This is a genomic window from Achromobacter sp. ACM02, from assembly GCF_014851605.1.
Taxonomy (GTDB): domain Bacteria; phylum Pseudomonadota; class Gammaproteobacteria; order Burkholderiales; family Burkholderiaceae_B; genus Achromobacter; species Achromobacter aegrifaciens.
The window spans coordinates 177,837-202,390 of sequence record NZ_JACUZY010000003.1; the positions used below are offsets into that span (position 1 = coordinate 177,837).

24 protein-coding genes and 2 tRNA genes are annotated in these 24,554 nt (G+C 65.3%); 15 read left to right on the forward strand and 11 right to left on the reverse strand.

Features of this window, described 5'->3' with window-relative positions; genetic code table 11:
- The 7 genes from IB258_RS09695 to IB258_RS09725 all read left to right on the forward strand — a co-directional run bounded on the left by IB258_RS09695 (nucleotide 1) and on the right by IB258_RS09725 (nucleotide 7,104).
- Complete coding sequence (locus IB258_RS09695; protein ID WP_175213856.1) at nucleotides 1–1,740, forward strand: L-aspartate oxidase; 1,740 nt, start codon at nucleotides 1–3, stop codon at nucleotides 1,738–1,740.
- Between the two features lie 12 nt (nucleotides 1,741–1,752).
- Nucleotides 1,753–2,688 carry a fumarate hydratase gene (locus tag IB258_RS09700; RefSeq protein WP_054449999.1) on the forward strand — a complete coding sequence of 312 codons (936 nt, stop codon included), beginning with the start codon at nucleotides 1,753–1,755 and terminating at the stop codon, nucleotides 2,686–2,688.
- On the forward strand, nucleotides 2,682–3,362 hold the full coding sequence (locus IB258_RS09705) for a fumarate hydratase C-terminal domain-containing protein (protein WP_054450001.1): 681 nt from the start codon (nucleotides 2,682–2,684) through the stop codon (nucleotides 3,360–3,362). The genes IB258_RS09700 and IB258_RS09705 overlap by 7 nt, the downstream gene beginning before the upstream one ends.
- A gap of 49 nt (nucleotides 3,363–3,411) precedes the next feature.
- Nucleotides 3,412–4,245: an amidohydrolase family protein gene (locus tag IB258_RS09710; protein ID WP_192352521.1), complete on the forward strand. Its 834-nt coding sequence runs from the start codon at nucleotides 3,412–3,414 to the stop codon at nucleotides 4,243–4,245.
- A gap of 52 nt (nucleotides 4,246–4,297) precedes the next feature.
- The gene (locus tag IB258_RS09715) at nucleotides 4,298–5,170 is read left to right on the forward strand and encodes a LysR substrate-binding domain-containing protein (protein ID WP_054450007.1); all 873 of its coding nucleotides are present in this window, start codon (nucleotides 4,298–4,300) and stop codon (nucleotides 5,168–5,170) included.
- Nucleotides 5,171–5,340: 170 nt separating this feature from the next.
- Nucleotides 5,341–6,342 (forward strand): tripartite tricarboxylate transporter substrate binding protein, encoded by a 1,002-nt coding sequence (locus IB258_RS09720; protein WP_119452067.1) that lies wholly within the window; start codon nucleotides 5,341–5,343, stop codon nucleotides 6,340–6,342.
- Between the two features lie 6 nt (nucleotides 6,343–6,348).
- On the forward strand, nucleotides 6,349–7,104 hold the full coding sequence (locus IB258_RS09725; protein ID WP_306650015.1) for a sulfite exporter TauE/SafE family protein: 756 nt from the start codon (nucleotides 6,349–6,351) through the stop codon (nucleotides 7,102–7,104).
- Nucleotides 7,105–7,116: 12 nt separating this feature from the next.
- Here IB258_RS09725 and IB258_RS09730 read toward each other — a convergent pair whose 3' ends face one another.
- Nucleotides 7,117–8,646 (reverse strand): CoA-acylating methylmalonate-semialdehyde dehydrogenase, encoded by a 1,530-nt coding sequence (locus IB258_RS09730; protein ID WP_119452066.1) that lies wholly within the window; start codon nucleotides 8,644–8,646, stop codon nucleotides 7,117–7,119.
- A gap of 119 nt (nucleotides 8,647–8,765) precedes the next feature.
- Between IB258_RS09730 and IB258_RS09735 the strand changes: the two genes are divergently transcribed.
- Nucleotides 8,766–9,731: a LysR family transcriptional regulator gene (locus tag IB258_RS09735; RefSeq protein WP_119452072.1), complete on the forward strand. Its 966-nt coding sequence runs from the start codon at nucleotides 8,766–8,768 to the stop codon at nucleotides 9,729–9,731.
- Here the strand turns inward: IB258_RS09735 and IB258_RS09740 are convergent.
- From IB258_RS09740 to IB258_RS09765, 6 genes are all read right to left on the reverse strand, one after another.
- Entirely contained in the window at nucleotides 9,728–10,729 is a 1,002-nt protein-coding gene (locus tag IB258_RS09740; protein ID WP_054450013.1) for a tripartite tricarboxylate transporter substrate binding protein, read from the reverse strand. The two genes, IB258_RS09735 and IB258_RS09740, sit on opposite strands and share 4 nt — an antisense overlap.
- A 62-nt stretch (nucleotides 10,730–10,791) precedes the next feature.
- The gene (locus tag IB258_RS09745; RefSeq protein ID WP_225590348.1) at nucleotides 10,792–12,408 is read right to left on the reverse strand and encodes a thiamine pyrophosphate-binding protein; all 1,617 of its coding nucleotides are present in this window, start codon (nucleotides 12,406–12,408) and stop codon (nucleotides 10,792–10,794) included.
- Between the two features lie 128 nt (nucleotides 12,409–12,536).
- Nucleotides 12,537–13,994 (reverse strand): catalase, encoded by a 1,458-nt coding sequence (locus tag IB258_RS09750; protein WP_054450017.1) that lies wholly within the window; start codon nucleotides 13,992–13,994, stop codon nucleotides 12,537–12,539.
- A gap of 84 nt (nucleotides 13,995–14,078) precedes the next feature.
- Nucleotides 14,079–14,312: a hypothetical protein gene (locus tag IB258_RS09755; RefSeq protein ID WP_054450019.1), complete on the reverse strand. Its 234-nt coding sequence runs from the start codon at nucleotides 14,310–14,312 to the stop codon at nucleotides 14,079–14,081.
- A gap of 78 nt (nucleotides 14,313–14,390) precedes the next feature.
- Nucleotides 14,391–14,464: transfer RNA gene (locus IB258_RS09760), tRNA-Cys, on the reverse strand.
- Between the two features lie 270 nt (nucleotides 14,465–14,734).
- Nucleotides 14,735–14,810 (reverse strand) — tRNA-Gly (locus IB258_RS09765).
- A gap of 229 nt (nucleotides 14,811–15,039) precedes the next feature.
- On the opposite strand from IB258_RS09765, the gene murB reads away from it, so the two are divergent.
- A complete protein-coding gene (murB, locus tag IB258_RS09770; RefSeq protein WP_192352523.1) occupies nucleotides 15,040–16,086 on the forward strand; it encodes a UDP-N-acetylmuramate dehydrogenase in 1,047 nt (348 codons plus the stop codon).
- Between the two features lie 61 nt (nucleotides 16,087–16,147).
- Here murB and dapB read toward each other — a convergent pair whose 3' ends face one another.
- Nucleotides 16,148–16,939: a 4-hydroxy-tetrahydrodipicolinate reductase gene (gene dapB, locus IB258_RS09775; protein WP_054450025.1), complete on the reverse strand. Its 792-nt coding sequence runs from the start codon at nucleotides 16,937–16,939 to the stop codon at nucleotides 16,148–16,150.
- Between the two features lie 15 nt (nucleotides 16,940–16,954).
- Nucleotides 16,955–17,491: an outer membrane protein assembly factor BamE gene (locus IB258_RS09780; protein WP_054450027.1), complete on the reverse strand. Its 537-nt coding sequence runs from the start codon at nucleotides 17,489–17,491 to the stop codon at nucleotides 16,955–16,957.
- Nucleotides 17,492–17,643: 152 nt separating this feature from the next.
- Here IB258_RS09780 and fur point away from each other — a divergent pair, with 152 nt between their 5' ends.
- A complete protein-coding gene (fur, locus tag IB258_RS09785) occupies nucleotides 17,644–18,063 on the forward strand; it encodes a ferric iron uptake transcriptional regulator (RefSeq protein WP_043543731.1) in 420 nt (139 codons plus the stop codon).
- 142 nt (nucleotides 18,064–18,205) lie between these two features.
- Here the strand turns inward: fur and recN are convergent, their stop codons facing one another.
- Entirely contained in the window at nucleotides 18,206–19,861 is a 1,656-nt protein-coding gene (gene recN / locus IB258_RS09790) for a DNA repair protein RecN (protein WP_119450762.1), read from the reverse strand.
- A 13-nt stretch (nucleotides 19,862–19,874) separates the two neighbouring features.
- Nucleotides 19,875–20,774, reverse strand: coding sequence for an NAD kinase (locus tag IB258_RS09795; RefSeq protein WP_054450031.1), 900 nt, complete (start codon nucleotides 20,772–20,774; stop codon nucleotides 19,875–19,877).
- A gap of 141 nt (nucleotides 20,775–20,915) precedes the next feature.
- On the opposite strand from IB258_RS09795, the gene hrcA reads away from it, so the two are divergent.
- From hrcA to IB258_RS09820, 5 genes are all read left to right on the forward strand, one after another.
- A complete protein-coding gene (gene hrcA / locus IB258_RS09800; protein WP_054450033.1) occupies nucleotides 20,916–21,920 on the forward strand; it encodes a heat-inducible transcriptional repressor HrcA in 1,005 nt (334 codons plus the stop codon).
- A gap of 45 nt (nucleotides 21,921–21,965) precedes the next feature.
- Nucleotides 21,966–23,081: a ferrochelatase gene (gene hemH / locus IB258_RS09805; protein ID WP_054451294.1), complete on the forward strand. Its 1,116-nt coding sequence runs from the start codon at nucleotides 21,966–21,968 to the stop codon at nucleotides 23,079–23,081.
- Nucleotides 23,071–23,304, forward strand: coding sequence for a hypothetical protein (locus IB258_RS09810; RefSeq protein ID WP_013391860.1), 234 nt, complete (start codon nucleotides 23,071–23,073; stop codon nucleotides 23,302–23,304). The genes hemH and IB258_RS09810 overlap by 11 nt, the downstream gene beginning before the upstream one ends.
- Nucleotides 23,305–23,534: 230 nt before the next feature.
- The gene (gene grpE, locus IB258_RS09815; RefSeq protein WP_054450035.1) at nucleotides 23,535–24,092 is read left to right on the forward strand and encodes a nucleotide exchange factor GrpE; all 558 of its coding nucleotides are present in this window, start codon (nucleotides 23,535–23,537) and stop codon (nucleotides 24,090–24,092) included.
- Between the two features lie 14 nt (nucleotides 24,093–24,106).
- On the forward strand, nucleotides 24,107–24,511 hold the full coding sequence (locus IB258_RS09820; protein ID WP_054450037.1) for a thioredoxin family protein: 405 nt from the start codon (nucleotides 24,107–24,109) through the stop codon (nucleotides 24,509–24,511).
- Nucleotides 24,512–24,554: the final 43 nt, after the last annotated feature.

The following is a 24,554-nucleotide window of genomic DNA, read 5'->3' on the forward strand; positions in this document are numbered from 1 at the left end:
ATGCGGATCGAGAACATCAAGACGGACATCCTTGTGCTGGGCACCGGCGGCGCGGGCCTGTTCGCGGCGCTGCACGCCAAGAAGGCGAATCCGTCGCTGCGCGTGACGGTGACGGTGAAGGGCCTGTTGGGCAAGTGCGGCTGTACCCGCATGGTCCAGGGCGGCTACAACGTCGCGTTGGCCGCCGGCGACTCGGTGGAACGCCATTTCATGGACACCATCGAGGGCGGCAAATGGCTGCCGCGCCAGGACCTGGCGTGGCGGCTGGTCGAAGGCGCCGTCGAGCGCGTGCGCGAACTGGAAAACGAGATCGGCTGCTTCTTCGACCGCAATCCCGACGGCACCCTGCATTCCAAGGCGTTTGCTGGCCAGAGCTTCGACCGCACTGTGCACAAGGCAGACCTGACGGGCATCGAGATCATCAACCGGCTCATGGAGCAGGTGCGGGCGCTGGACGTCGATGAACTGGAAGAGCATCGCGCCATCGAACTGATTCCCGCCGCCGACGGCTCTGGTATTTCCGGCGTGCTGTTCATCGACATGCGGACAGGCCTTTACCGCTACATCCAGGCCAAGGCCGTGCTGCTGGCAACGGGGGCGGGGCCGACCATGTACCGCTACCACACGCCTTCGGGCGACAAGACCTGCGACGGCCTGGCCATGGCGCTGCGCTACGGCTTGAAGCTGCGCGACATGGAGATGGTGCAGTTCCATCCCACCGGCCTGCTGGGCGGGCCGGACACGCGCATGACCGGCACGGTGCTGGAGGAGGGCCTGCGCGGAGCGGGCGGCTACCTGCTCAATGGCGACGGCGAGCGCTTCATGGCCAATTACGACAAGCGCGGCGAACGCGCCACGCGCGACGTGGTCAGCCGCGGCATCTACGCCGAAATGCGCGCAGGACGCACGGGGCCGATGGGCGGGGTCTACATCCAGATGAGCCATCTGGGCCCGGACAAGGTGGCCAAGACTTTTCCCGGCATGGTCAACCGGTGCAAGGACTGCGGCTTCGATCTGGCGGGCGGCAAGGTGGAGGTGGTGCCGACGGCGCACTACCTGATGGGTGGGGTCGAATTCAATGTGGACGGTTCAACCGCGTCGCCGGGCCTGTATGCGGCCGGCGAGGATTGTGGCGGCGTGCACGGCGCCAACCGCCTGGGTGGCAACGGCGTCGCCAATTCCACGGTGTTCGGCGGCATCGCGGGCGATGCGATGGCGGCCTACGTTGCGAAGTCCGGCCAGTGGCGCGACCCCGACCAGGGCGTCATCGCGCGCGGCATCGAACGCGCCGAGTTCCCGTTTTCCCGGCCCGCGGGCCGCATCCACGAGCTGCGCGACGCGCTCTCGCAAACCATGTGGGACGACGTAGGCGTGCTGCGCCGCCAAGAGGCCATGGCGCATGGCCTTGATGCCATTGCCGGCCACCGCGCCGCCTTGCGCGATATCGGCGTGGCGGACGGCGACCGCCGCTACAACCTGACTTGGCACGACTGGCTCAACCTGGAAAGCCTGGTCGACATTTCCAAGGTCATCACGGTCTCGGCGCTGGCGCGAGAGAACAGCCGCGGCGCGCACTACCGCGAAGATTTTCCCGAAGCTGGCGACCTGCACACCAGCTGCTACACGCGCGTGAGCGCGCAGGACGGCGAGGTAGCGCTGGAGATGGTTCCGGTTTCCTTCGACATCGTAAAACCCGGCGAATCGCTCATCGAGGGCGAGGCGGGCATTCCCCAGAGCTGAGGCACTCCAACCATGAGCATTCCTGTCCAGAAAGTTGAAGAGGCGGCGCTGGAGATCATGCGCCGCGCGGCCATCGAGATTCCGGCCGACTACAAGCGCGGCATCCAGGAGCTGCAGAAGAAGGAAACCGGCAAGCTGCCGCGTTTTGTCATCCACGCCATGGTGGACAACTGGGAAGCCGCCGATCAGGACCGGCGCCCAATGTGCGCCGACACCGGCCTGCCGCGCTACTACGTCAAGGTGGGCAACAACGCCTCGGTCGACAGCGGCTTCGTCGCCGTGGAACGCGCGCTGCGCCACGCCACGGCCGAGGCCACGGTCAGCGTGCCGCTGCGGCCCAACCGCGTGCATCCGCTCTGGCGTACCGACCATAACAACAACGTCGGCATCAATGCGCCAGAGGTCGAATGGTCCTTCGAGCCGGACTGCGACTGGATAGACATCACCACCGTGCACAAGGGCGGGTTGTTCGGCACCGACTACCGCATGCTGTTTCCAGGCGACGGCATAGACGGCATCAAACGCTTCGTGCTGGACACGCTGATCGCCTTCGGCAAGCGTGGGCTGGCCTGTCAGCCGGCCATCGTCGGCATCGGGCTGGGCGGCTCCAAGGACACCTGCATGCAGCTGGGCAAGCAGGCGGCCTGTCTGCGCACGGTCGGGGACCGCAATCCGGACCCCAAGGTGGCGGAGCTTGAACTGGAGCTGATGCAGCTGGGCAATTCCATCGGCATGGGCGCCATGGGTTTCGTCGGCTCCGGCATGGTGGTGGACTGCCATATCGAGTGCGGCTACACCCACACCGGGGGCATGCCCATCAGCCTGCACACTTTCTGCCTGTCTTCGCGCCGCGCCACTGCGCGGATCCATGCCAACGGGGAGATCGAGTACCGCACCGATCCCCAATGGTTCACGCCCTACATGCGCCGGGAGACGGTCGAATGGTAAGCAATGACGACGACATCAAGGTCTTTCATCTGGACCTGCCCGCCAGGCGCGAAGACATCGCCAAGCTGGAACTCGGCTCGGCCGTGTACTTGAACGGCGTGGTCTACACGGCCCGCGAAGGCGTATACAAGAAGGTGCTGGATCAGGGCTTGCCGCTGCCCGTGGACTTGCGCGCCATCAGCAACGTCAACTTCCATTGCTCGCCGGCGGCGGCGCCGGACGGTCGCGGCGGCTACAACGTGGGCGCCGTCACCGCCACCGCCTCGTTCCGATTCTCCAAGTGGATACCGCGTTGGCTGAAAGAGACCGGCTGCCGCATCCTGATCGGCAAGGGCGGGATGCCCGCCGACGATTACAAGCAGGTATTGGCGCCGGGCGGCGCGATCTACCTGACGACCGTGGGCTACGGCACGGGCGCACTTCTGGGCCGGGGCATCAAGCGCGTGCGCGAAGTGCATTGGCTGGACGAACTGGGCATAGCCCAAGCCATGTGGCTGTTCGAGGTCGAAAATTTCGGGCCCTTCATCGTCGAGAGCGACCTCGAAGGCAATTCGCTTTTCGCCCAGCACGCCGAGACCATCAATGCAGGCATCGAGAAACTCTACGCCGGGCTGAAGCCGCCCGCGCTGCACCGCTACGGCGAGACGGACGATCGCAAGGACGAAGTGATGTAGGCGTGCAAGCGCGGCCCGGGTAATTCCACCCCCTGACAAAGAGACTGCAATGATCATCGACTTTAGGCTGCGGCCGCCGGTAGGCGGCTTCCTGGATACGCTGATGTACTCGGCGGGAGAACGTCGCGATGGCTTTACGCGGACGGTGGGCTTCGAGCCCTCGGCCGCGGCGCAGCAGCAATCGATGGCGCTGCTGCTGAAAGAGATGGATGCCGCGCGGATAGACCGCGGCGTGGTCGTGGGACGCCTGGCCGGCGTGCTGGGCAGCGTGTCCAACGAGGACGTGCGAGGCATCGTGGCCGAGCATCCGGGCCGATTCATCGGCGCCGCCTCCATCGACCCCACCGACCGGCGCCGCGCGTGCCAGACCATCAGCCAGGCGCTGGAGGACGGCTTCAAGCTGATCAATATCGAGCCGGGCTCCTACCCGGTTCCCATGTACGCCGACGACAGACGCCTGTATCCGATCTACGGCCACTGCGAGGACCTGGGCGTGCCGGTGATCATGATGGTCGGAGGCACGGCGGGGCCGGACTTGAGCTATTCGGATCCGATACGGACCGACCGGGTGCTGGCGGATTTTCCCGCCCTGAACGTGGTGGTCGCCCATGGCGGGTGGCCCTGGGTCACTGAGATCCTGCACCTGGCGTTCCGGCGCCAGAACCTGTGGCTGTCGCCCGATATGTATTTTTCCCGCATGCCAGGCTGGGAGGAATACGTGAAGGCGGCAGACGGTTTTCTCTCGGACAGGATGCTTTACGCCAGCTCGTTCCCGTTCTGCCCGGTGCAAGGGTACAAAGAGTGGTTCGAGACCTTGCCGATCCGGGAAGATAATCTTGGGAAAGTCATGGGAGGGAACGCGCGGCGGCTGCTTGGCATCTGACGCGGCATACTCCTCCTTTCCGCAATGCCGTCAACACCAGGAACCTTCTTGCATGGATATCCGCACGCTCTACACGCTGATCGCGATTGCAGACCACGGCAGTTTCGCCGAGGCCGGCAATACCATCGGCCTGTCGCTGTCGGCGGTGAGCATGCAGGTTCGCGCGCTCGAGGACGAGCTGGGCATCACGATCTTCGACCGCAGCCGGCGTCCGCCCATCCTCACGGACACGGGGTTGGCGCTGGTGCACCGGGCGCGCGACCTGATCGCGCATTGGGAAAGCATGAGCGCCGCCTTGAAGAAGGGTACTTCGTCGGGATTGCTCAGGCTCGGCAGCGTCCATACCTGTGTGTCGGGCGTGCTGCCGCTGGCGCTGCGGCACCTGCAGAAGCAGGGCCACGGCCTGGAGGTCCATGTCACCACGGGACTCACGCACGACCTGGAGCGCGCCATCTATCACCGCCAGCTGGACGTGGCGATCGTGACCGAGCCCGATGCGCCGCGCTCGGGCCTGGATTTCCTGCCGTTCGTCGAGGAACAACTGGTCGTCATCGCCCACCGCTCGGTCAAGGGCGCCAGCGATCAGGAGATCCTGGAGCAGAATCCCTATGTCCGTTTCAATCGTTCGGCGCGCGTGGGGCATCTGGTGCAGGAAGAGATGGTGCGCAGGCGCATCACCGTGCGTTCGACCATGGAGATCGACAACCTGGAAGGCGTGATCGCCATGGTGGCCAATGGCCTGGGCGCATCGGTGGTACCGGCCTGCCGCGGCAGGAACGAGTTTCCGCCGGGCATCCGCGTCATTCCGTTCGGCTCGCCCACGGTCACTCGTCGCCTGGGCATCCTGGCGCCGAAGGAGAACCCACGGGCCCATCTTACGCAGTTGTTGCTCGACGCATTGAAGTCAGTCTGTGCCGGCCAGTAGTTCTTAGTCCGGTAGTTCTGTAGTTCAGCAGCCTAGTAGTCCGCAGAAAAACACCGCAACGTCCCGAAAAATCGAGCCATCGGCCCGAGGGTCAGTTGCTGCCTGGCGAATCGTCAGCCGGCCGAACGCCGACCCGCTACGCCGTCCCGCGAACTGAAGGAGACAAAGCCATGAAGAACCAAACTCAACCCAATATTGCGCGCCGCCGCATCGTCAAGACGCTGGGCTGTGGCCTCGCGCTTACGCCGTTTATCGCCCTTCCGGCGCGAGCCGACTGGCCGGCGGACAAGGTCATACGCATGATCGTCCCGTTTTCGGCGGGCGGGGCCACCGACCTGCTGGGCCGCGCGTTGGCGGCCGAATTGGGCAAGGGCCTGAAGCAGAGCGTAATCGTCGAGAATCGCGCGGGCGCTGGCGGCAGCGTGGGCGCGCAGGCTGTCGCCAGCGCGCCGGCGGACGGCTATACGCTGTTGCTTGCGTCGGGCAGCATGTTCACGGTCAACCAGTTCATCTACAGCAAGCTGCCTTACTCGCTGACGGATTTCAGTCCCATCGGCAAGGTGGCAAACGGACCCATGGTCATCACCGTCAATGCCAACCTGCCGGTCAAGAACACGCGCGAGCTGATCGAGTACGCCCGCGCCAGGCCTGGCAAACTCAGCTTCTCGTCCGCGGGCGTGGGCAGCCAGACGCACATGGCGGGCGAAGCTTTCAGCGATGCGGCCGGGATCGAACTCATGCACGTCCCGTACAAGGGCGAGGGGCCGGCCTACACCGACCTCATGGCGGGCGTGATCGAAGTCGCCGTGGGCAATATCAATGCCATCGTGCCGTTGCTCAAGGGAGGACGCCTGCGGGCGCTGTCGGTGACGGGCAAGGAACGTTCCGCGTTGCTGCCGGACGTGCCGACCACGGCCGAGGATGGAGTGCCGGGGTTCGAGTTCACGGGGTGGTTCGCCCTGCTGGCGCCGGCGGGCACGCCCCAGGCTTCGGTCGACCGGCTGCTGGCCGATGCCAGGACGGCGGTGGCGCAGCCCAACATGCAGCGCTATCTGGCTGACCAGGGGATGTCGGCGACCATCGTGCCTGCCGCCGCGCTCAGGGAGGAGATCGCCAGGGAGTCCGCCAAGTGGAAGGCGCTGGTGGAAAAGAAGAAGATCACCGCAAGCTGAATCCGCATGATGCCGCCCGATACGCTCGCCTTTGCCGCACCCGTCGTCCTTGCCGCCTATGTCGTCTTCGGGATGACGGGATTCGGCGCGGCCATGGTGGCCGTGCCGCTGCTGGTCCAGTTCATGCCCTTGCAGTTCGCGGTTCCGCTGGTGGTGCTGTTCGACCTGGCCTGCACCGCGCTGGTGGGCGGCAGCAACTGGCGGCGCGTTTCCCTGGTCGAACTCAAGCGCCTGTTTCCCTGGCTGCTGCTGGGGATAGGGCTGGGTGTGACGCTGCTGCACAATGCCGGCGCTCGCTGGCCTTTGATCCTGCTGGGCAGCTTCGTGCTGGCGGTGTGCATCAAGGGCCTGCGGGGCGCGCGCGGGGCCAAGCCGTCGGCGCCGCTGAATACTTTCTGGGCCTTGCCGTTCGGCGTGTTCGGCGGCATCTTCAGTGCGCTGTTCGGGACCGGCGGGCCGATCTACACCATCTATCTGTCGCGCCGGCTGGATGCGCTGGACCAGTTCCGCGCCACGATCTCGGTGGTCATCCTGGCCAGCGGCCTCATCCGGGCGGCGGCCTTCGGCGCCGCCGGACTGTATGCGCAGCCGGAAATCCTGTTCGCGGCCGCCGTGCTGCTGCCCGTGGCCCTGATCGGCCTGTACGGCGGATCCCGCCTCAGGGTTCGGGTGTCCCCGGAACTGCTGAAGCGGGCCATCTTCGTTCTGCTCGCGATAGCGGGCGCAGGCGCCATCTATCGCGGATGGGTCTCGCCTGCGTGAGACAGGCTGCCGTTACTTGGCCGTCGGCATGGCGAACTCGGCGCCCTTGCCAATGCTTTCGGGCCAGCGCTGCATGATCGACTTCTGCCGCGTGTAGAAGCGCACGCCTTCTTCGCCATAAGCGTGCATGTCGCCGAACAGGCTGCGCTTCCAGCCGCCGAATCCATGCCAGGCCATGGGCACGGGGATGGGTACGTTGATGCCCACCATGCCAACCTCGATGCGGCGGCCGAACTCGCGCGCGACGTTGCCGTCGCGGGTGAAGCAGGCCACGCCGTTGCCGAATTCGTGGGCATTGATGAGATCCACGGCTTCTTTCAGATCCTTCACGCGTACGCAGCCCAGCACCGGGCCGAAGATCTCTTCCTTGTAGATGCGCATGTCCGGCGTGACGTGGTCGAACAGCGTGCCGCCCATCCAGAAACCGTCGCCGCAGCCTGCGCCTGCCTGAGAACCCTGGAAGCCGCGGCCGTCCACCAGCAGTTGCGCGCCTTCCTGCACGCCCAGATCGATATAGCCGCTGATGCGCTCATGCGCGGCGCGGGTCACGATGGGGCCCATCTCGGCCGCGGGGTTCTCGCCGTCCAGCACCTTCAGCGTCCTGGTGCGCTCGATCAGTCTGGGCAGCAGCCGGTCGGCCACGTCGCCCACCAGCACCGCCACGCTGATCGCCATGCAGCGCTCGCCGGCCGAGCCGTAGCCGGCGCCGATCAGGGCGTCGACCGCCTGGTCGATGTCGGCGTCCGGCATCACGACCATGTGGTTCTTGGCGCCGCCCAGGGCCTGCACGCGCTTGCCATGGCGTGCGCCGGTCTCGTAGATGTAGTTGGCGATGGGCGTGGATCCGACGAAGCTGATGGCTTTCACGTCCGGGTGTTCCAGCAGCGCATCAACCGCCACCTTGTCGCCCTGCACCACGTTGAACACGCCGTCGGGCAGCCCCGCTTCGCGCAGCAGTTCGGCGATGCGCAGCGATGCGCTGGGGTCGGTGGGGCTGGGCTTGAGCACGAAGGTGTTGCCCGCCGCGATCGCCACCGGGAACATCCACATGGGTACCATCACCGGAAAGTTGAACGGCGTGATGCCCGCCACCACGCCCAGCGGTTGGCGCAGCGTCCAGTTGTCGATGCCGGTGGAAACCTGCTCGGTGTGGGCGCCCTTCAGCAACTGGGGAACGCCGCAGGCGAACTCGACGATGTCGATGCCGCGAGTGACTTCGCCTTGCGCATCGCTGAAAACCTTGCCATGCTCGGCGGTGATCAGGTGGGCAAGTTCGTCGCGATGCTTGTTCATCAGTTCAAGAAACCTGAACAGCACGCGGGCGCGGCGGATGGGAGGGGTGTCCGCCCATTGCGGAAATGCCGCCCGGGCGCTGGCCACGGCGCGGTTCACCTCGTCGGGCGTGGCCAGCGCCACCTGCTTGGCGACGGCGCCCGTGGCCGGGTTGTAGACGGGCTGGCGGCTGCCTGTCCCGTCGACGAGGCTGCCGCCGATATAGTGTCCGGCATCGCGGGATTGGGCGCTGGCATTGCTTGCGGTCATGGCTGGCTCCTGGGCTCATGCATGGTGTTCTGGAGCTGGCAATGTCGCGCATTGCCGCCCGGACGTCGAGACCGCAGGGCTGGAATCAGTGTTTGATGTTTCGAACAATGGAGCAAGGCATGACGAAAACCAGGCGTCTGGAAGATCTGTGGTCGCATATCCATTGCCTTGGGGTGCTGGCCGATACCGGCAGCTATACGGCGGCCGCGCGCCGCCTGCAGATCAGCAAGGCGTCGGTGAGCCAGCGCATCGTGGAACTGGAGCAGGCGGCTGGCGTCCCCCTCGTGCGCCGCACCACCCGCAGCGTCGGCCTGACCGAGGCGGGGCAGAGCCTGGTCGACCAGACCGCGGCGGCCTTTCTGCGCATCGAAGAGGGCTTCTCGGCCGTGCGGGACCTGTCCGAGGGGCCGCGCGGCGTGCTGTCCGTGACCGCACCCGTAGCCCTGGGACGTCAGGTCATTGCGCCGCTGATACCCGGATTCCTGAAGAATTTTCCCGACGTGCGGATCCAGCTGGAACTCAGCGACCATCTGGCGTCCCTGGCTACCGAAGGCTTCGACCTGGCTATCCGGCATGTGGCCGGCGTGCCGGACACGCACGTCGCGTCGGTCATCTGCGAGACGCGCTCCGTGCTGGTTGCGGCCCCGGAGTACCTGGCGCAGCACGGCACGCCGAAGACGCCGATGGATCTGGCCGCCCACAATTGCCTGCACTACCTGCGGCGCAGCGGCAGCGCTACCTGGTCGTTCGAGTCGCGTGACGGAGACAAGCGCGTGGCGGTTCCGGTGCGCGGCAGCTTCACCGCGAACAACAGCGAAGTGCTGCGGGAGGTGGCTGCCGGATCCCTGGGGATCGCGCTGGTGCCGGATTTCAGCGCCAACCAGGCCCTGCGCAGCGGAGAGTTGGTCGAGGTCCTGCGCGGGTGGCGCGTGGTGGGCGAATATGCAGAACGGCTGTACGCAGTCAGGCCCTACACGCCGCGCGTGCCGCTGACCGTATCCTCATTCGTCGGTTACCTGCGCGAGGCGATCCCGGCGTCCGCCGGACTTGGCGGACCGCCTGGAGCGGGCAATGAGGCGGGTTAATTGACTTGCAACCCGGCCTTGGCCACAAGGTCGGCATAGATCGCGGCTCCCTGGCTCACGTATTTTTCCGTTTCCGCGGGGGACAGGACGTGGGGGATGCCGCCGAAGTTGGCGTTGCCGGCGATCCACTTCGGATCCTGTGCGATCTGCTTGAGCACGTCGGCCCATTTGGCCACCGCTTCGGGACTCATGCCCGGCGGCCCGAACAGTCCGCTCCAGCCTACGACAGCTTCGAGTTGAGGCAGCCCCAGCTCGCGCGCGGTCGGGATGTCGGGGAACTGCGCCAGGCGTTCGGGCGTGGTCGTCAGCAGGGCGCGCAGCTTGCCGCTGGCAAGTATGCCCGTCATCGAACTCAGGTTATTGCAGGCGAAGTCCGCATCCTTGCTGAGCACCGCCAGCGCGACCTCGTTGCCGCCCTTGTAGGGGACGTTGACCACGGCCTCGGATTTCAGGCCGAGACTGCTGAGCAGCAGCTGCGGCGCAAGATTCTGCACCGTGGCCGGACCGGAATGGCTGTAGTTGAGCTTGCCGGGATGGGCCTTCAAAGCCTGTGCCAGATCGCCGATTGTCTTGTAAGGGCTGTCCGGATGCACCACACAGACCACGGGGTTCAGCTCCAGCAGTCCGATGTACGTGAAGTCCCGGGCGGTATAGGGCGTGGTCTTGGGTTGTAGCGCGGGTAGCAGGACCTGGGAGCCTATCCGGCCGACGAGCAGGGTGTAGCCGTCGGGAGCGGCGTTCTTCACGGCGGCCGAGCCGATCGCGCCGTTCGCCCCGGCCTTGTTGACGACGACCAGCGGCTGGCCAAGCAGGCCTTGCGCGGCGGCGGACAAGTTGCGGGCCGCCATGTCGGCGTCGCCGCCCGCGCTGAACGGCACGATGAGCTGGACGGGTTTGGCGGGATAGGCTTGGGCGGTTGCCAGGCCCGGAAGCGCGGCCAGCATGCAAATCGCGGCGCGAGCGAACGCGCCCGGCCAGAGGCCGGTAGGTCTCATCATGAGAAGTCTCCTGTCGTGCTAAGGGACGAAACCGGACTGCAGCTGGGCTCGATGCTTCGAGGTCAATGACCGGTCGCGGACTGCGTTGATGCGCTGAAAACCGGAGCGGGTTCGCCCGCCAGGGATACGTTGACACATGCGGGCAGCCCGCTGTCCGCCGCCGCGCGCAGCGCGGTGGCGAGGCTGTCGCGGTCCCGGGCGGCGTAGCCGGCTCCGCCAAGCGCCGCGGCGACTTCGTGGTAGCGCGCGGTCGGCGCGAGTTCGCAGCCGATCAGCCTTTGCGGACCGTAGGTGCGCATCTGGATCAAGTGTTCCGCGTTCCAGCGCAGGTCGTTGCCGATCACGGCGACGATCGCGGCGCGCTCGCGCACGGCCGTGTCCAGCTCCATCAGGTGAAAGCCCGCCGTGCCGTCGCCCATGAGCACGGCCACGGTGGCCTCTGGTTGTGCGATCTTGGCGGCGATGGCGTAGCAGATGCCTGCGCCGATCGCGCCCGACATGCCGTTGATGATGCGCACCGGCGCCTGGCAGTATGCCTGCGCCCACTGGCCGAATTCGCCGCCGTCGCAGACCAGGATGGGATTGGGGGCGGACGTGAGAAACGCTTGGACCGCTTCACATAGCGCGCGCGGCCCCAATGCTCCATCGGCGCAAGCCGCGGCGCCCAGAGTGTTCCGGTTGCGCAGCGCTTCGTCCACGCGCGCGCGCCACGAGGCGCGCGCGGCCGGGGCTGGCGCCGCTGGCAATGCCGGCAGCACGGTGTAGGGATCGCCCTGCAGGGCCAGAGCCAGGCGGTCGCCCAGCAGGCGGGCCGCGCGTTCCAGCATCGCGGGGTCGGGGTCTATCGCCACGACCCGGGCCGTCTTGCCCAGCGCGCCCGTGCCGCCGAAGCCCAGCGTGAAGTCCAGGCACTTGCCGGCCAGCACGATGAGGTCCGCCTGCGGAATGATTTCGGCCAGGGAGCCCAGGGAAGGGTCCTTCAGGCCGCGCGGGCTTTCCATGGGGATGAGGTGCACGCCTAGCGTTGCTTCCAGCTTCTCGCGAACCGCGCGCATGTGCGGACGCGCTCCGGTGGGGCCTGCCAGCAACAGGGGGCGCTGTGCCGAGTCAAGCAGCGCGGCGAGCTGTTCCAGGCCGGCTGCGTCCACTGCAGCGGGCTCGCGCTTCGGTGTAGTGGCGGGCAGTTCTGCCAAGCCCGTCTCCGCGGTCATCAGGTCGAAGGGCAGGGCCAGATGAACCGGTCCGCGCCGTGGGGCAAGCGCTTGCGCGACCGCGCGGTCGAGCGCGGGATAAAGCTCCTGCACGGTCCGCGGACGCAGCGATAGCTTGGTCAAGGAACGGGTGATGGAAACCTGGTCCAGTTCCTGGAACGCGCCCATGCCGTCTTCTCCTACCGAGGAGTCGCCGGAGATGAGGAGCACGGGGCTTTCCGCCTGCGACGCCGAGTAAAGCGGCGCCAGGCCATTGGTGATGCCGGGCGCGGCGGTCAGCATCGCGGCGCCAAGCTCGCCGGTGATCTGGGACCAGGCGTCCGCCATGAAGACGGCGGCCGCCTCATGCCGCACATGGATGATGCGGATGCCTGCGTCGATACAGGCATCGTAGAGCGGCATGATCTGATTGCCGGACAGGCTGAAGATGGTCTTGACGCCCAGGCGATGCAGCGTACGGATAATCAACTGGGATCCAAGCACCTGTCTCTCCGCTGGGGCTGCGTCGGCTGTGCGCCGCGCGCCTGTTTTTTACCGGCTATGGGAGAGTTCAGTGTATCGGCTATCCGTGGCGGGTTGGTTGATGTTTTTTGAACCTAGGGGGCGGCCCGCGGACGGTCTTGTTCCGTCTGCGCGACCGCGTCGCGCACGCCTTGCCCATAGGCCGGGTCTGCCCGGGTGCAGTTGGCGATATGGCGTTCGATGACTTCCCTGGAGGCGCCGCGGATCGCGCGCGCGGTGTTCTGGAACAGTCTCTGTTTTTCGTCCGCCGCCATCAACCGGAACAGGTTGCCGGGCTGGGAGTAGTAGTCGGTATCTTCCCTGTGATCCCAGCGGGCCGCAGCGCCGCTGATCTCCAGCGGCGGTTCGGAATAGTCCGGCTGCGCCTGCAGGACGCCATGGCTGTTGGGCGTGTACGCGGGCGTGCTGCCGCCGTTGCCATCCACGCGCATCGCTCCGTCGCGGTGATAACTGTGAAATGGGCAGCGAGGCGCGTTCACCGGGATCTGCGGGTAGTTCACGCCCAGCCGATAGCGCTGCGTGTCGCCATACGAGAACAGGCGGCCCTGCAGCATCTTGTCCGGAGAGAAGCCAATGCCGGGCACGATTGCTGCGGGACTGAACGCGGCTTGTTCGACCTCGGCGAAGAAATTCTCGGGGTTTCGATTGAGCTCCAGGACGCCGACTTCGATCAGCGGATAGTCCTTGTGCGGCCAGACCTTGGTCAGGTCGAAGGGGTTGAGATGATAGGTATGGGCTTCGGCGTCGGGCATGATCTGTACATACAGGGTCCAGCGCGGAAACTCGCCGCGTTCGATCGCTTCGTACAGGTCACGCTGATTGCTTTCGCGGTCCGCCGCGATGACCTGACCGGCCTCGGCGTCCGTCAGGTTCCGGATGCCCTGCTGGGTCTTGAAGGTGAACTTGACCCAGAAGCGCTCGCGGGCGGCGTTGATGAAGCTATAGGTATGGCTGCCGAAGCCATGCATGTGGCGATAGCTCTTCGGAATGCCGCGGTCGCCCATGATGAGCGTCACCTGGTGCAGGGTCTCGGGCAGCAGCGTCCAGTAGTCCCAGTTGTTCTGCGGGCTGCGCATGCCGGTGCGAGGATCGCGTTTGACGGCCCGGTTCAGGTCGGAGAATTTCAGCGGATCGCGCACGAAGAAGACCGGCGTGTTGTTGCCGACCAGGTCCCAGTTGCCCTCCTCGGTATAGAACTTGAGCGCGAATCCGCGGATGTCGCGTTCCGCGTCGGCCGCGCCGCGTTCGCCCGCCACGGTCGAGAAGCGGGCGAACATTTCGGTCTGCTTGCCTACCTGGCTGAAGATCCTGGCCTTGGTGTAGCGCGTGATGTCATGGGTGACGGTGAACGTGCCGAAGGCGCCGGCTCCCTTGGCGTGCATGCGCCGCTCGGGGATCACTTCGCGGTCGAAGTGCGCCATCTTTTCCAGGAACCAGACGTCCTGCAACAGCGCCGGCCCGCGCCGGCCGGCGGTCATCGTGTTGTCGTCGTCGGGCACGGGGGCGCCGAACGCGGTGGTGAGTTTGCTCATGATGGGCTCCTTGCGTGGTTCAACGGGGCAGCGGCCTTCAAGAGCGGGAGCGTCGCAACGGGCTCGGATCCGGCCGCGCCAATCTCAGACGTAGTGCTCGATGGGGGAATGGTCTTCCAGGCGCAGCACACGACCATCGATGACGAGGGACGGCAGGCGGGTGATGCCAAGCGCCCGGGCCTGGGCGGCGGACCCGGGCTGCCGCGCGAGATCGAATGATTCGTAGCGATGCTGAGGCGTCGCGAAGGCCGCGGCCATGCTGCGGTCTATGCCCAGGCAGAGATTGCAGCCGTCGTGGAACAGGGTGACTTGAATCAAGGCGATCTCCTTGGCGTGCCGCCAGGGCGGCTGCGTCCCGGCACCCGTGCCTCATGGGCCGACATGCCAGGCTGGTCTTGGAGGCGCGGGCTGGAATCGAACCAACCTCAGGAGATTTGCAATCTGCCGCATGACCACTCTGCCACCGCGCCGTTTTGTTTGTCCTAGGACGTAATGAATGGTACGGAAGCCGGGCAGGGCGCGGGCTTCCTCGAATCCACGAAAATTGTCCTGGCGTCCAGCATGAATGACGCAGGCCAAGGCCGCGTATGTCATAGGGCGTGTGACAGTGGGGGACGGAGAGGGCGGCGCAATATGGCCGCAGGCAGCGTGGGGAGATGCCCGCGTTGCGAGCAGAAATGAAAAAAGGGCCCGAAGGCCCTTTCTCAAGGATTTCCAGAAAGAATCTGGAAATCAGAATTTGGAGCGGGAGACGAGTCTCGAACTCGCGACCTCAACCTTGGCAAGGTTGCGCTCTACCAACTGAGCTACTCCCGCATGGGTTCTGCACTTGAAACAGCCAGAACCTGTTTTCTTATTCACTCTGATCAACTTGGTTATCGATCAGAAGGCGCGCATTCTACATGATTTTTTTGAGCTTGTCTTGGCCTGGACTTATTTGGGTCTGTTCACTGCAAGCAGTTTGCGAACAAAGCCTGAAATTCAGGGCAAGCACTCAATCAAGTAATATGAGCGAAGACAGAAACTATAGCAATCCGCAGCATCCATGTCAAATTCTCCCGCCAAAGTTCTTCCGTCCCCAGCCTTGTCGCCCGTCAGCCAGGATCTCACCCGGCTGAATACGTTGGGCCTGGCGTCGCGGGCCGGGGCCTTTGTGACCCTGGAAGATGCGGCGCAGTTGCCGGCGTTGTCGCAGCTGGCGCACGAGACGTCTTCCCTGCTGGTGCTGGGGGGAGGCAGCAATCTGGTATTGCCGAGCCAGGTGCAGGGATTGGTGGCTCGCGTCGCGTTCAAGGGCGTGCGCTTGCTGGAAGCTCGTCCGGATGCCTGGCTGATCGAGGCGGCGGGCGGCGAGACCTGGCACGGCTTTGTCGAAACCTGCGTGAACCAGGGCTGGGACGGGCTGGAAAACCTGGCGCTGATCCCGGGTACGGTGGGCGCGGCACCGGTGCAGAACATCGGCGCTTACGGCGTTGAACTGCAGGAGCGTTTCCACAGCCTGACCGCCTGGGACGTGCGCGCAGGGCGCCTGGTCGAAATGAGCGCGGCCGATTGCCGCTTTTCCTACCGCGACAGCGTGTTCAAGCACGACGAGCCCGGACGCTGGGTCATCGTGAGTGTGCGTTTCGCCTTGCCCCGGCCCTGGCGGCCTGTGCTGGGCTACCCTGATTTGCAGCGCCACGCGCGGCTGGCGGCGGGACAGCCGAGCGCCCGCGATATCTTCGACGCGGTGTGCGAGATCCGCCGCGCCAAGCTGCCCGATCCGGCGGTGACGGGCAACGCAGGCAGTTTTTTCAAGAACCCTATCGTGTCGGCGCAAGTGCGGGACAGGCTGCTGGACCGTTTTCCCGGTCTGGTGTCCTACGTCCAGCCCGACGGCGGCTACAAGCTGGCGGCCGGCTGGCTGATAGACCAATGCGGCTGGAAGGGCCGCTCGCTGGGGACCGCGGGCGTGCATGAGCGCCAGGCTCTGGTACTGGTCAATCGCGGCGGGGCCACGGCGGCCGACATCATGGGCTTGGCGCATGCCATCCAGGCCGCGGTGTCCGAGCGCTACGGCGTGCGGCTCGAACCGGAACCCGTGGTGGTGTGAGGCCGTTTGGGCCGGGCAAGAAAAAAGGACCCCGTAGGGTCCTTTTTTGCAGGGTAGGGCTTCAGAGGCCCAGCACCGATTGCATGTCGTACAGGCCGTTGTGCTTGCCTTCCAGGAAGCGGGCGGCGCGCAGGGCGCCTTCCGCGTAGGTGGCGCGGCTGGCCGAGCGGTGCGTGATTTCGATGCGTTCGCCGGTGCCGCAGAAGGACACGGTGTGGTCGCCGACGATATCGCCGCCGCGCAGCACCGAGAAGCCGATGGTGCCCGGCTTGCGCACGCCGGTATCGCCGTGGCGGCTCCAGGTGGCGACGTCCGGCAGGGCCACGTTCCAGGCCGAAGCGATGGTTTCGCCCATTTTCAGCGCGGTGCCCGAAGGCGCGTCGACCTTGTTGCGGTGGTGCGCTTCGAAGACTTCGACGTCGTAGCCGGAGTTCAGGATGCGAGCGGCCATGTCCAGCAGCTTGAGCGTGGCGTTCACGCCCACGCTCATGTTGGGCGCGAAGACGATGCCGATCTTCTGGGCGGCGACTTCGATCGCGGCGCGGCCGTTGTCGTCGAAACCGGTGGTGCCGATGACGGCGTTCACGCCGTGCTTGACGCAGGCCTGCAAGTGTTCAAGCGTGCCTTCGGGGCGGGTAAAGTCGATCAGGCAGTCGGCCTGGGCCAGGGCGTCGAGGTCATCGGTGATGGCCACGCCCGTCTGCTTGCCCAGCGGCGCGCCGGCGTCCTGGCCCAGCGCGGCCGAGCCCTGGCGGTCCAGCGCCACGGCGAGCTGCAGGCCGGAGGCGTTCAGCACGGCTTCGATCAGCATCTGGCCCATACGGCCGCTGGCGCCGGCAATTGCGATACGCATAGATAGTCCTTGGTGTTACTTGAGCGGCTCTGGGGCGTTGCCGGGCTGGCCAGGGTACTGGTTGAGGGGGCTGACCGGGGCGGCGGAGTCGCGCTTGCGCTGGTCTTCCTCTTCCTTCTGGCGGGTTTCTTCTTCGATGAGGCGCTTGTCTGCCTTTTCGTCGGCGACAGCGTTGGGCGTATTGATCTGGTAAGGCTGCAGTTCTGGCTGCTTGTCGCCTTCCCAGCGGGTCAGGCGGTCGTTTTCGAACCAGACGGTGAATTTGCGTTCCTGGGCGTCGCCGTAGCCAGGCTTGTAGTAGTAGGGGTAGTCCCAGCGGTTGGCGTGCAGCACGCTGGTCAGCGTGGGGCTGCCGAGGGCGAAGCGCACCTGCTCGCGCGTCATGCCGGGCTGCAGCAGGGCGACCTGCTCCTGGGTGATCCAGTTTCCTTGCTGGACGCCGGCCTTGTAGGGGAAGCCCCACTTGTCCCCCGAGCATCCAGCCAGGGCGACGGCCAGAGCGGCCACCGCCAGGCCGGTCTTCAGCGAGCGGGAGGGAATTCGTGCAATCATGGACACTACGCGCCCCTATTATTTGGAAGCAGACAAAACCGTTATCATAAAGGTTTCATAAGGATAGTTCCGCGTGGCGGCATGATTTCGGTGAGCCGGCTCGCGGTGAACCTATCCTGCCCATGCCAACGCGGACGGAGAGCGATTACACCATGAGCGACCAAAGCGAACTGAAGAACATGGGTTTGAAGGCGACGTTTCCCCGCCTGAAAATTCTTGATATTTTCCGGAAATCGGATCAACGGCACCTGAGCGCCGAAGACGTCTATCGCGCCCTGATCGGCGAAAACGTCGAAATCGGGCTGGCCACCGTCTATCGCGTCCTGACCCAGTTCGAACAGGCCGGCATCCTTGCCCGCAGCCAGTTCGACAGCGGCAAGGCGGTGTTCGAGCTCAACGACGGCGATCACCACGATCACCTGATCTGCACGAATTGCGGCAAGGTGGTCGAGTTTTCGGACCCCGAAATCGAAAAGCGTCAGCAAAAGATTGCCAAGGACAACTCCTTCGCGCTGGAAAGCCACGCCATGGTGTTGTATGGCATCTGCGGCAGCTGCATGAAGGGCCGCTGATCCGGCCCTGCCTACGGCCCGCGGCTACGCTCGCAGCGGGTCCGTGAGATCCAAATCCCCTTCAATGTGAAGGGGATTTTTTTATGGCGCGAATCGGCCCTGTTTTTGCCGGCGTCCCGCCGTAAAGCGGCGGGCCAGCGCTTCAGTTCTGCCCGAAACCTTCCAGCATTTCGCGGGCGTGTTCGCGGGTGGTCGCCGTGAGCTTGATGCCGCCCAGCATGCGCGCGATTTCCTCCACGCGGGAGGAAGCGTCCAGTTCCTCGATGCTGGAGCGGGTGGCGCCGCGCGATTCCGCCTTGCTGACCAGGAATTGGTTGTTGGCGCAGGCCGCGACCTGGGGCAGGTGGGTCACGCACAGCACCTGATGACGTTCGCCGAGCTCGCGCAGCAGCTTGCCGACGGCCTCGGCCACCGCGCCGCCCACCCCGCTGTCGACTTCATCGAAGATCAGCGTCGGCACGCGCGCAGCGCGACTGGCGATGACCGACAGCGCCAGCGAAATCCGCGACAGTTCGCCGCCCGAAGCCACCTTGGCCAGCGGCCGCGGCGTGGTGCCGGCATGGCCGGCCACCAGGAACTCAACCTGCTCGTTGCCGTGCGCGGACGGCGCCGATTCGGCTAGCGTGGGTTCGAACTTGCCGCCCTGCATGGCCAGCGTCTGCATGGCTTGCGTGACCTGCTTGCCCAGGTCCTTGGCGACCTTGCGGCGCGCCGTCGTCAGCTTGGCGGCCGTGGCGTCGTACTGCGCCTGCGCAGCTTGCGTCTGGGCGCGCAGGGCATCGATGTCGCCCGCGGCTTGCAGCGCCTTGAGCTGCGCATGCAGCGTGTCGCGCAGCTCGCAAAGCGCGTCGGGCTCGACGCGGAATTTGCGAGCGGTTTCGAATACCAGGCCCAGGCGCGCCTCGACCGCTACGAGCCGCTGAGGATCGAGATCGACTCGGCTGACGTAGTTGTTCAGGTCCGATACGGCCTCGCTGATCGCGATGCGGGCCGATTCCAGTTCATCGTAGACGCCCTGCAAGCCGGGATCGTGGCGCAGCATCTGCTGGATGCGGTGGTTGGCCGCGGTGAGCCGGTGGTGCGCGGAATCGCCTTCGCCGTCCAGCCCTTCGAGGATCTGGTTGGCGCCATCCAGCAGGGATTGCGAATGCGACAGGCGGGTGTGCTCGGACTGCAGCGCATCCCATTCGTCGGGACCGAGATTCAGCTGATCGAGTTCGTCGACCTGCCATTGCAGGCGGTCGCGTTCGGTAGCCAGGCTTGCGGCGTCCTTTTCGGCGGATTCCAGCTGGCGCGCCAACGCGCGCCATTGCTTCCAGGCCTGGCCGACCGAGTTGCGCAGTTCGCCATGGCCGCCGTGGGCATCCAGCAGGTCGCGCTGGGCGTCGGCGCGCATCAGGCTCTGGTGCGCATGCTGGCCGTGGATGTCGACCAGGCTGTCGCCCAGTTCGCGCAATTGCGCCACGGTGGCCGGCGTGCCATTGATGTAGGCGCGGCTGCGGCCCTGGGCGTCGATGACGCGGCGCAGGGACAGTTCCGTGTCGGCGTCGATCTCGCGCTCTTGCAGCCAGGCGATCAGGCCCTTGGGGGTATCGAAGACCGCGGTGATGTCGGCGCGCGGCGCGCCCTCGCGCAGCATGCTGGCGTCGCCGCGTTCGCCCAGCGTGAGCGCCAGCGCGTCCACCAGTATGGATTTGCCTGCGCCGGTCTCACCGGAAAAGACGGTAAAGCCGGGGCCGAAATGGATCTCGGTCTGTTCGACGATGACGAAGTCGCGGATATGCAGGGTGCGCAGCATGTCGGGGCGCTTACTACTCTACGTTGTCGGAGGCTTCGGGCATCAGGTTCCAGTGCAGCTTGCGGCGCAGGGTGGAGAAGAAACTGTAGCCTTCGGGATGCACGAAGCGGATGGTATAGGGCGCGCGCTGCACGACGATGCGGTCGCCCGGCTGCAGGTCGGACCAGGTCTGCATATCGAAATGCACGCTGGCGCCGACTTCCACGCGGCCCATGGCCGTGAGCGTCATGTTCAGCACGCCGGAGTCGGGAATGACGATGGGGCGGTTGGACAGGGTTTGCGGCGCCACCGGCACCAGCACCATGGCGTTCATGCCCGGATGCAGGATGGGACCGTTGGCCGACAGCGCATACGCGGTGGAGCCCGTAGGCGTGGCGATGATCAGGCCGTCGGCGCGCTGCGTGTACATGAAGGCGCCGTCCAGCTCCACCCGCACTTCGATCATGCCGCCGCGTCCCGCGCGGTTCAGCACCACGTCGTTCAGGGCCGACGCGGAATACATTTTCTGATCGCCGCGCCACACGCTGCCTTCCAGCAGCATGCGTTCCTCGATCTGGAAGCTGCCTTCGAGCACGCGCGCCAGCGCGCCATGCGCGTCCTGCAACGCGATGTCGGTGATGAAGCCCAGGCGTCCGTGGTTGATGCCGACCAGCGGCATGCCATAGGGAGCAAGGTGGCGGCTGGCGCCCAGCACGGTGCCGTCGCCGCCCATGACGACGGCCAGCGACGCGGTCTTGCCGATTTCCTCGAGCGTGGCGACGGGGTATTCGGTCAGCCCGGTGTTGCGCGCCGTGTCCGCATCGATGAGCACCTGCCGGCCCGCTTGCGTCAGCGCGTGGGCGAGTGCTCTCAGCGGTGTGTCCAGGCCGGTGTCCTGGTATCTGCCGATCAGGGCTACGGTAGGAAAATGCATGGCTGCTTGCGTATCAAAAAAGGCCGGACCAGAAGCCGAAACCTGCCCGGAATGGGCGGTTTAGCCGATTATATGGGGCCGCATATGTGCTTGCGGGACAAAAATCGCCTCAATTGAAAAAGATTCCCTAAAATACTTGTTATGGATGACCGCGCACGCGCACTACTGAAAGCGTTGATCGAACGCTATATCGCCGATGGGCAGCCAGTCGGCTCGCGGACGCTATCGAAAGTATTCGACTTGTCCCCGGCCACGATCCGCAATGTGATGGCGGATCTCGAAGAACTGGGACTGATCCACAGCCCGCACACCTCCGCCGGCCGCGTGCCCACGCCGCGGGGCTACCGCATGTTCGTCGATTCGCTGCTGGCGGTGCAGTCCTACCAGCTCGAACCGCACAACATGGGCGAGATGCTGGCGGCCGCCGAACCCACGCGCGCCGTCAATGCCGCCGCGGCCCTGCTGTCCAACCTGACCCAGTTCGCGGGAGTGGTGCTCACGCCCAAGCGCGCCCAGGTGTTCCGCCAGATCGAATTCATCCGCCTGTCCGATAAGCGCGTGCTGCTCATCATCGTCACGCCCGACGGCGATGTTCAAAATCGCATCCTTTTCGTTCAGCGCGACTATGCCGAAGCGGAACTGCTGGAAGCCGGCAATTTCTTCAACATGCATTTCGCCGGCAAGTCCTTCAATGTCGTGCGGCAAACCCTGTCGACCGAACTGGCGCAATTGCGCGAGGACATCTCGCGCCTGATGCAGGCCGCGGTCGAAGCCAGCGCGGAAGCCGCCGAGGACGGCGATGCCATGGTCATTTCCGGCGAGCGCAAGTTGCTGGACGTGACCGACATCGCCTCCGACATGGACCGCCTGCGCAAGATGTTCTCGCTGTTCGAGAAAAAGACCGACCTGCTGCAGCTCCTGGACGTGTCCACCCGCGCCCAGGGCGTGCAGATCTACATCGGCGGCGATTCGCAGCTGGTGCCGATGGAAGAGGTCTCGGTCATCACCGCGCCTTACGGCGTGGACGGCAAGGTCGTGGGCACGCTGGGCGTGATCGGTCCCACGCGCATGGCCTACGAACGCGTCATTCCCATCGTGGATATCACGGCGCGCTTGCTGTCCAACGCCCTCAGCCACAACCAGTAGGTCCATCCGAAGCTACGTCCTCCTTGCGGAGGAAGGGGAGTGTTTGTGTTTCTTCGCCTGTTCAAGTACCTGTGGCCTGAGCGCTATCTGCCGGAACCCGAGCAGGAGGACCCCTTCAACGAAGACCCCGCGCCTCGCGGGCCGGCCAAGGTCGGCGTGCTGCTGGTGAACCTGGGCACCCCGGACACCCCGGGTAAGCAAGACATACGCAAATACCTGGGCGAGTTCCTGTCCGACCCGCGCGTGATCGAGATCCCGCGCTATCTGTGGAAGCCCATCCTGCATTGCCTGGTGCTGACGATGCGGCCCAAGAAGCTGGAGCCGCGCTACGCCGGCGTCTGGATGAAGGAAGGCTCGCCCCTGATGGTGTACAGCCAGCGACAGGCCGATGGTGTGCGCGCGGCCCTGGCCGAGGCCGGAATCGACGCCGTGGTGGAGCTGGGCATGCGTTACGGCAACCCCTCGATCCCCGACGCCATTTCCCGGCTGCGCCGGCAGGGCTGCGAACGCATACTGACCGTCCCGCTCTATCCGCAGTACGCCGCCAGCACCACCGCCACGGTGGTGGATGCGGTCACCCGCCATGCCGGCCGCCTGCGCGACCAGCCCGAGCTGCGCTTCATCAAGCGTTTCCACGAAGAGCCGGCCTATCTGGACGCGCTGGCCGGTCGCATCGAACGCTATTGGCAAGAGCACGGCAAACCGCAGAAGCTGGTCATGAGCTTTCACGGCCTGCCGCGCTATTCGATCGAACTGGGCGACCCGTACTACCGCGACTGCATGGAAACGGCGCGCCTGCTGGGCCAACGCCTGTCGCTGCCGCGCGAACAGGTCGAGGTGACCTTCCAGAGCCGTTTCGGTACGGCCCGCTGGCTGGAGCCCTATACCGAACCGACCCTGAAGGCGCTGGCCGCCGCCGGGGTTACCGAGGTCGATGTGGTGTGCCCGGGTTTTGTGGCAGACTGTCTGGAAACCCTGGAAGAGATCAGCCTGGAGTGCCGCGACGCCTTTATCGGGGCGGGCGGCAAGCGTTTCCGCTACATCCCGGCGATCAACGACGATCCGGCCTGGATCGCAGGGCTGGCCGACCTGGTGGCACGCCACTTGCAGGGGTGGCCCACGCAAATCACGGACTTGAAGGAGAAGGCGCATGCACCATGATCCCAAGACTGGAAAGATCGTCAAAAAGGGGCAGGTCAGTACCCCGGTGGACGAAGATCAGGTGGAACACGAACTGGACGAGGCGCTTGCCGAGACCTTCCCCGCCAGCGACCCCATCGCGATCAGCCCCGAGCCGGACGAGGACCGCGCCGTGGACCGCGCCCTGAAGGACAGTTTTCCCGCCAGCGACCCGGTGGCGCCCGCACAGCCGCACAAGAAATAGCCTGGCGCAGAGGGCGTCCGCCATTTGCCGGATGGCGTCGAAAAGCGCTGAATCTATGCTTGCAGTCTGAGATTTGACGGCATTTGGCAGAAATTGGGCGGATTTCTGATTACATTCCGCCTGCCTCTGCTGGCTGGCGCCGTCAGGGAATATTTGCTTTCCCGGGCTTGAAATAGGGGTATTGGCCCCCATTCATGTCTGCGAAAGCCATACTTTTTGGAGGATTCCCCATGACGGCACCCAACGAGCCTGTAGATCAGACGCCCGAAGTCGGCCAGAACGCCGATGCGGCCTCCGCCGCCGAGGACGCCGTGCAGGCCGAGCTGAACGAGTTGCGCGCCCAGCTGGACGCCGCCCAGGCTACCGTCAATGAGCAGCAGGACCAGCTTTTGCGCATCCGGGCCGAAGCCGAGAACGTGCGCCGCCGTGCACAGGAAGACGTGTCCAAGGCGCGCAAGTTCGGAATCGAGTCGTTCGCGGAAAGCCTGGTCCCGGTCAAGGACAGCCTGGAAGCAGCGCTGGCCCAGCCTGAGCAAACCGTTGAAACCCTGAGCGAAGGCGTCCAAGTGACCCTCAAGCAGCTGACGGCCGCCTTCGAGCGCAATCTGCTCAAGGAAATCGCGCCGGCACAGGGCGACAAGTTCGACCCGCACCTGCACCAGGCCATTTCGTCCATCCCCGCCGAGCAGCCCGCCAATACCGTGGTCCAGCTGCTGCAAAAGGGCTACGCCATCGCCGACCGGACCTTGCGCCCCGCGCTGGTCGTGGTGTCCGCCGGCCAGGGCTGAGCAGGCGGCGCGCCATGACGGATCCCCGGTTCGACCCCGCCCAGATATTCCAGGTGTTCGGCATGCGGCACGTCGACACCGAGGGATTCGACGCGGCGGTGGTGCAGGCGCCGGGGACGGATCTGCGCTGCGTGTTCCTCTGGGGACAGGATTGCTATAACTGCAATATTTTCAAGCAGACCGCATTGCTGCACCGGGACGCGCTGCTGGAGCTGGGGCTGACCTGGTTCGAAGCCGACGTCTACGCGGACGAAGCGCTGGGAAGGCGCTTCTCGCTGCATGGTGTCCCCACTTTTGTGTTGTACCGCGCTGGCAAGCGGCTGGGCCGCGTCACCGGCTGGCCCGGCCTGCCGCAATTCACCGCGGCCATGCGCCGCCTGCAGGAAACGGCTGTAGAAAATTCCGGCCAGGCGTCTTGAAAAACCCTGCGGGCAGCCCCAGTTATGTGGGGACAAGAAGTTT

Bases quoted from the DNA above. Each gene is read 5' to 3' on its own strand.
- IB258_RS09695 (WP_175213856.1), top strand. From the start codon at position 1: ATGCGGATCGAGAACATCAAGACGGACATCCTTGTGCTGGGCACCGGC.
- IB258_RS09700 (WP_054449999.1), top strand. From the start codon at position 1,753: ATGAGCATTCCTGTCCAGAAAGTTGAAGAGGCGGCGCTGGAGATCATG.
- IB258_RS09705 (WP_054450001.1), top strand. From the start codon at position 2,682: ATGGTAAGCAATGACGACGACATCAAGGTCTTTCATCTGGACCTGCCC.
- IB258_RS09710 (WP_192352521.1), top strand. From the start codon at position 3,412: ATGATCATCGACTTTAGGCTGCGGCCGCCGGTAGGCGGCTTCCTGGAT.
- IB258_RS09715 (WP_054450007.1), top strand. From the start codon at position 4,298: ATGGATATCCGCACGCTCTACACGCTGATCGCGATTGCAGACCACGGC.
- IB258_RS09720 (WP_119452067.1), top strand. From the start codon at position 5,341: ATGAAGAACCAAACTCAACCCAATATTGCGCGCCGCCGCATCGTCAAG.
- IB258_RS09725 (WP_306650015.1), top strand. From the start codon at position 6,349: ATGATGCCGCCCGATACGCTCGCCTTTGCCGCACCCGTCGTCCTTGCC.
- IB258_RS09730 (WP_119452066.1), bottom strand. From the start codon at position 8,646: ATGACCGCAAGCAATGCCAGCGCCCAATCCCGCGATGCCGGACACTAT.
- IB258_RS09735 (WP_119452072.1), top strand. From the start codon at position 8,766: ATGACGAAAACCAGGCGTCTGGAAGATCTGTGGTCGCATATCCATTGC.
- IB258_RS09740 (WP_054450013.1), bottom strand. From the start codon at position 10,729: ATGATGAGACCTACCGGCCTCTGGCCGGGCGCGTTCGCTCGCGCCGCG.
- IB258_RS09750 (WP_054450017.1), bottom strand. From the start codon at position 13,994: ATGAGCAAACTCACCACCGCGTTCGGCGCCCCCGTGCCCGACGACGAC.
- murB (WP_192352523.1), top strand. From the start codon at position 15,040: ATGTCAAATTCTCCCGCCAAAGTTCTTCCGTCCCCAGCCTTGTCGCCC.
- dapB (WP_054450025.1), bottom strand. From the start codon at position 16,939: ATGCGTATCGCAATTGCCGGCGCCAGCGGCCGTATGGGCCAGATGCTG.
- IB258_RS09780 (WP_054450027.1), bottom strand. From the start codon at position 17,491: ATGATTGCACGAATTCCCTCCCGCTCGCTGAAGACCGGCCTGGCGGTG.
- fur (WP_043543731.1), top strand. From the start codon at position 17,644: ATGAGCGACCAAAGCGAACTGAAGAACATGGGTTTGAAGGCGACGTTT.
- recN (WP_119450762.1), bottom strand. From the start codon at position 19,861: ATGCTGCGCACCCTGCATATCCGCGACTTCGTCATCGTCGAACAGACC.
- IB258_RS09795 (WP_054450031.1), bottom strand. From the start codon at position 20,774: ATGCATTTTCCTACCGTAGCCCTGATCGGCAGATACCAGGACACCGGC.
- hrcA (WP_054450033.1), top strand. From the start codon at position 20,916: ATGGATGACCGCGCACGCGCACTACTGAAAGCGTTGATCGAACGCTAT.
- IB258_RS09810 (WP_013391860.1), top strand. From the start codon at position 23,071: ATGCACCATGATCCCAAGACTGGAAAGATCGTCAAAAAGGGGCAGGTC.
- grpE (WP_054450035.1), top strand. From the start codon at position 23,535: ATGACGGCACCCAACGAGCCTGTAGATCAGACGCCCGAAGTCGGCCAG.
- IB258_RS09820 (WP_054450037.1), top strand. From the start codon at position 24,107: ATGACGGATCCCCGGTTCGACCCCGCCCAGATATTCCAGGTGTTCGGC.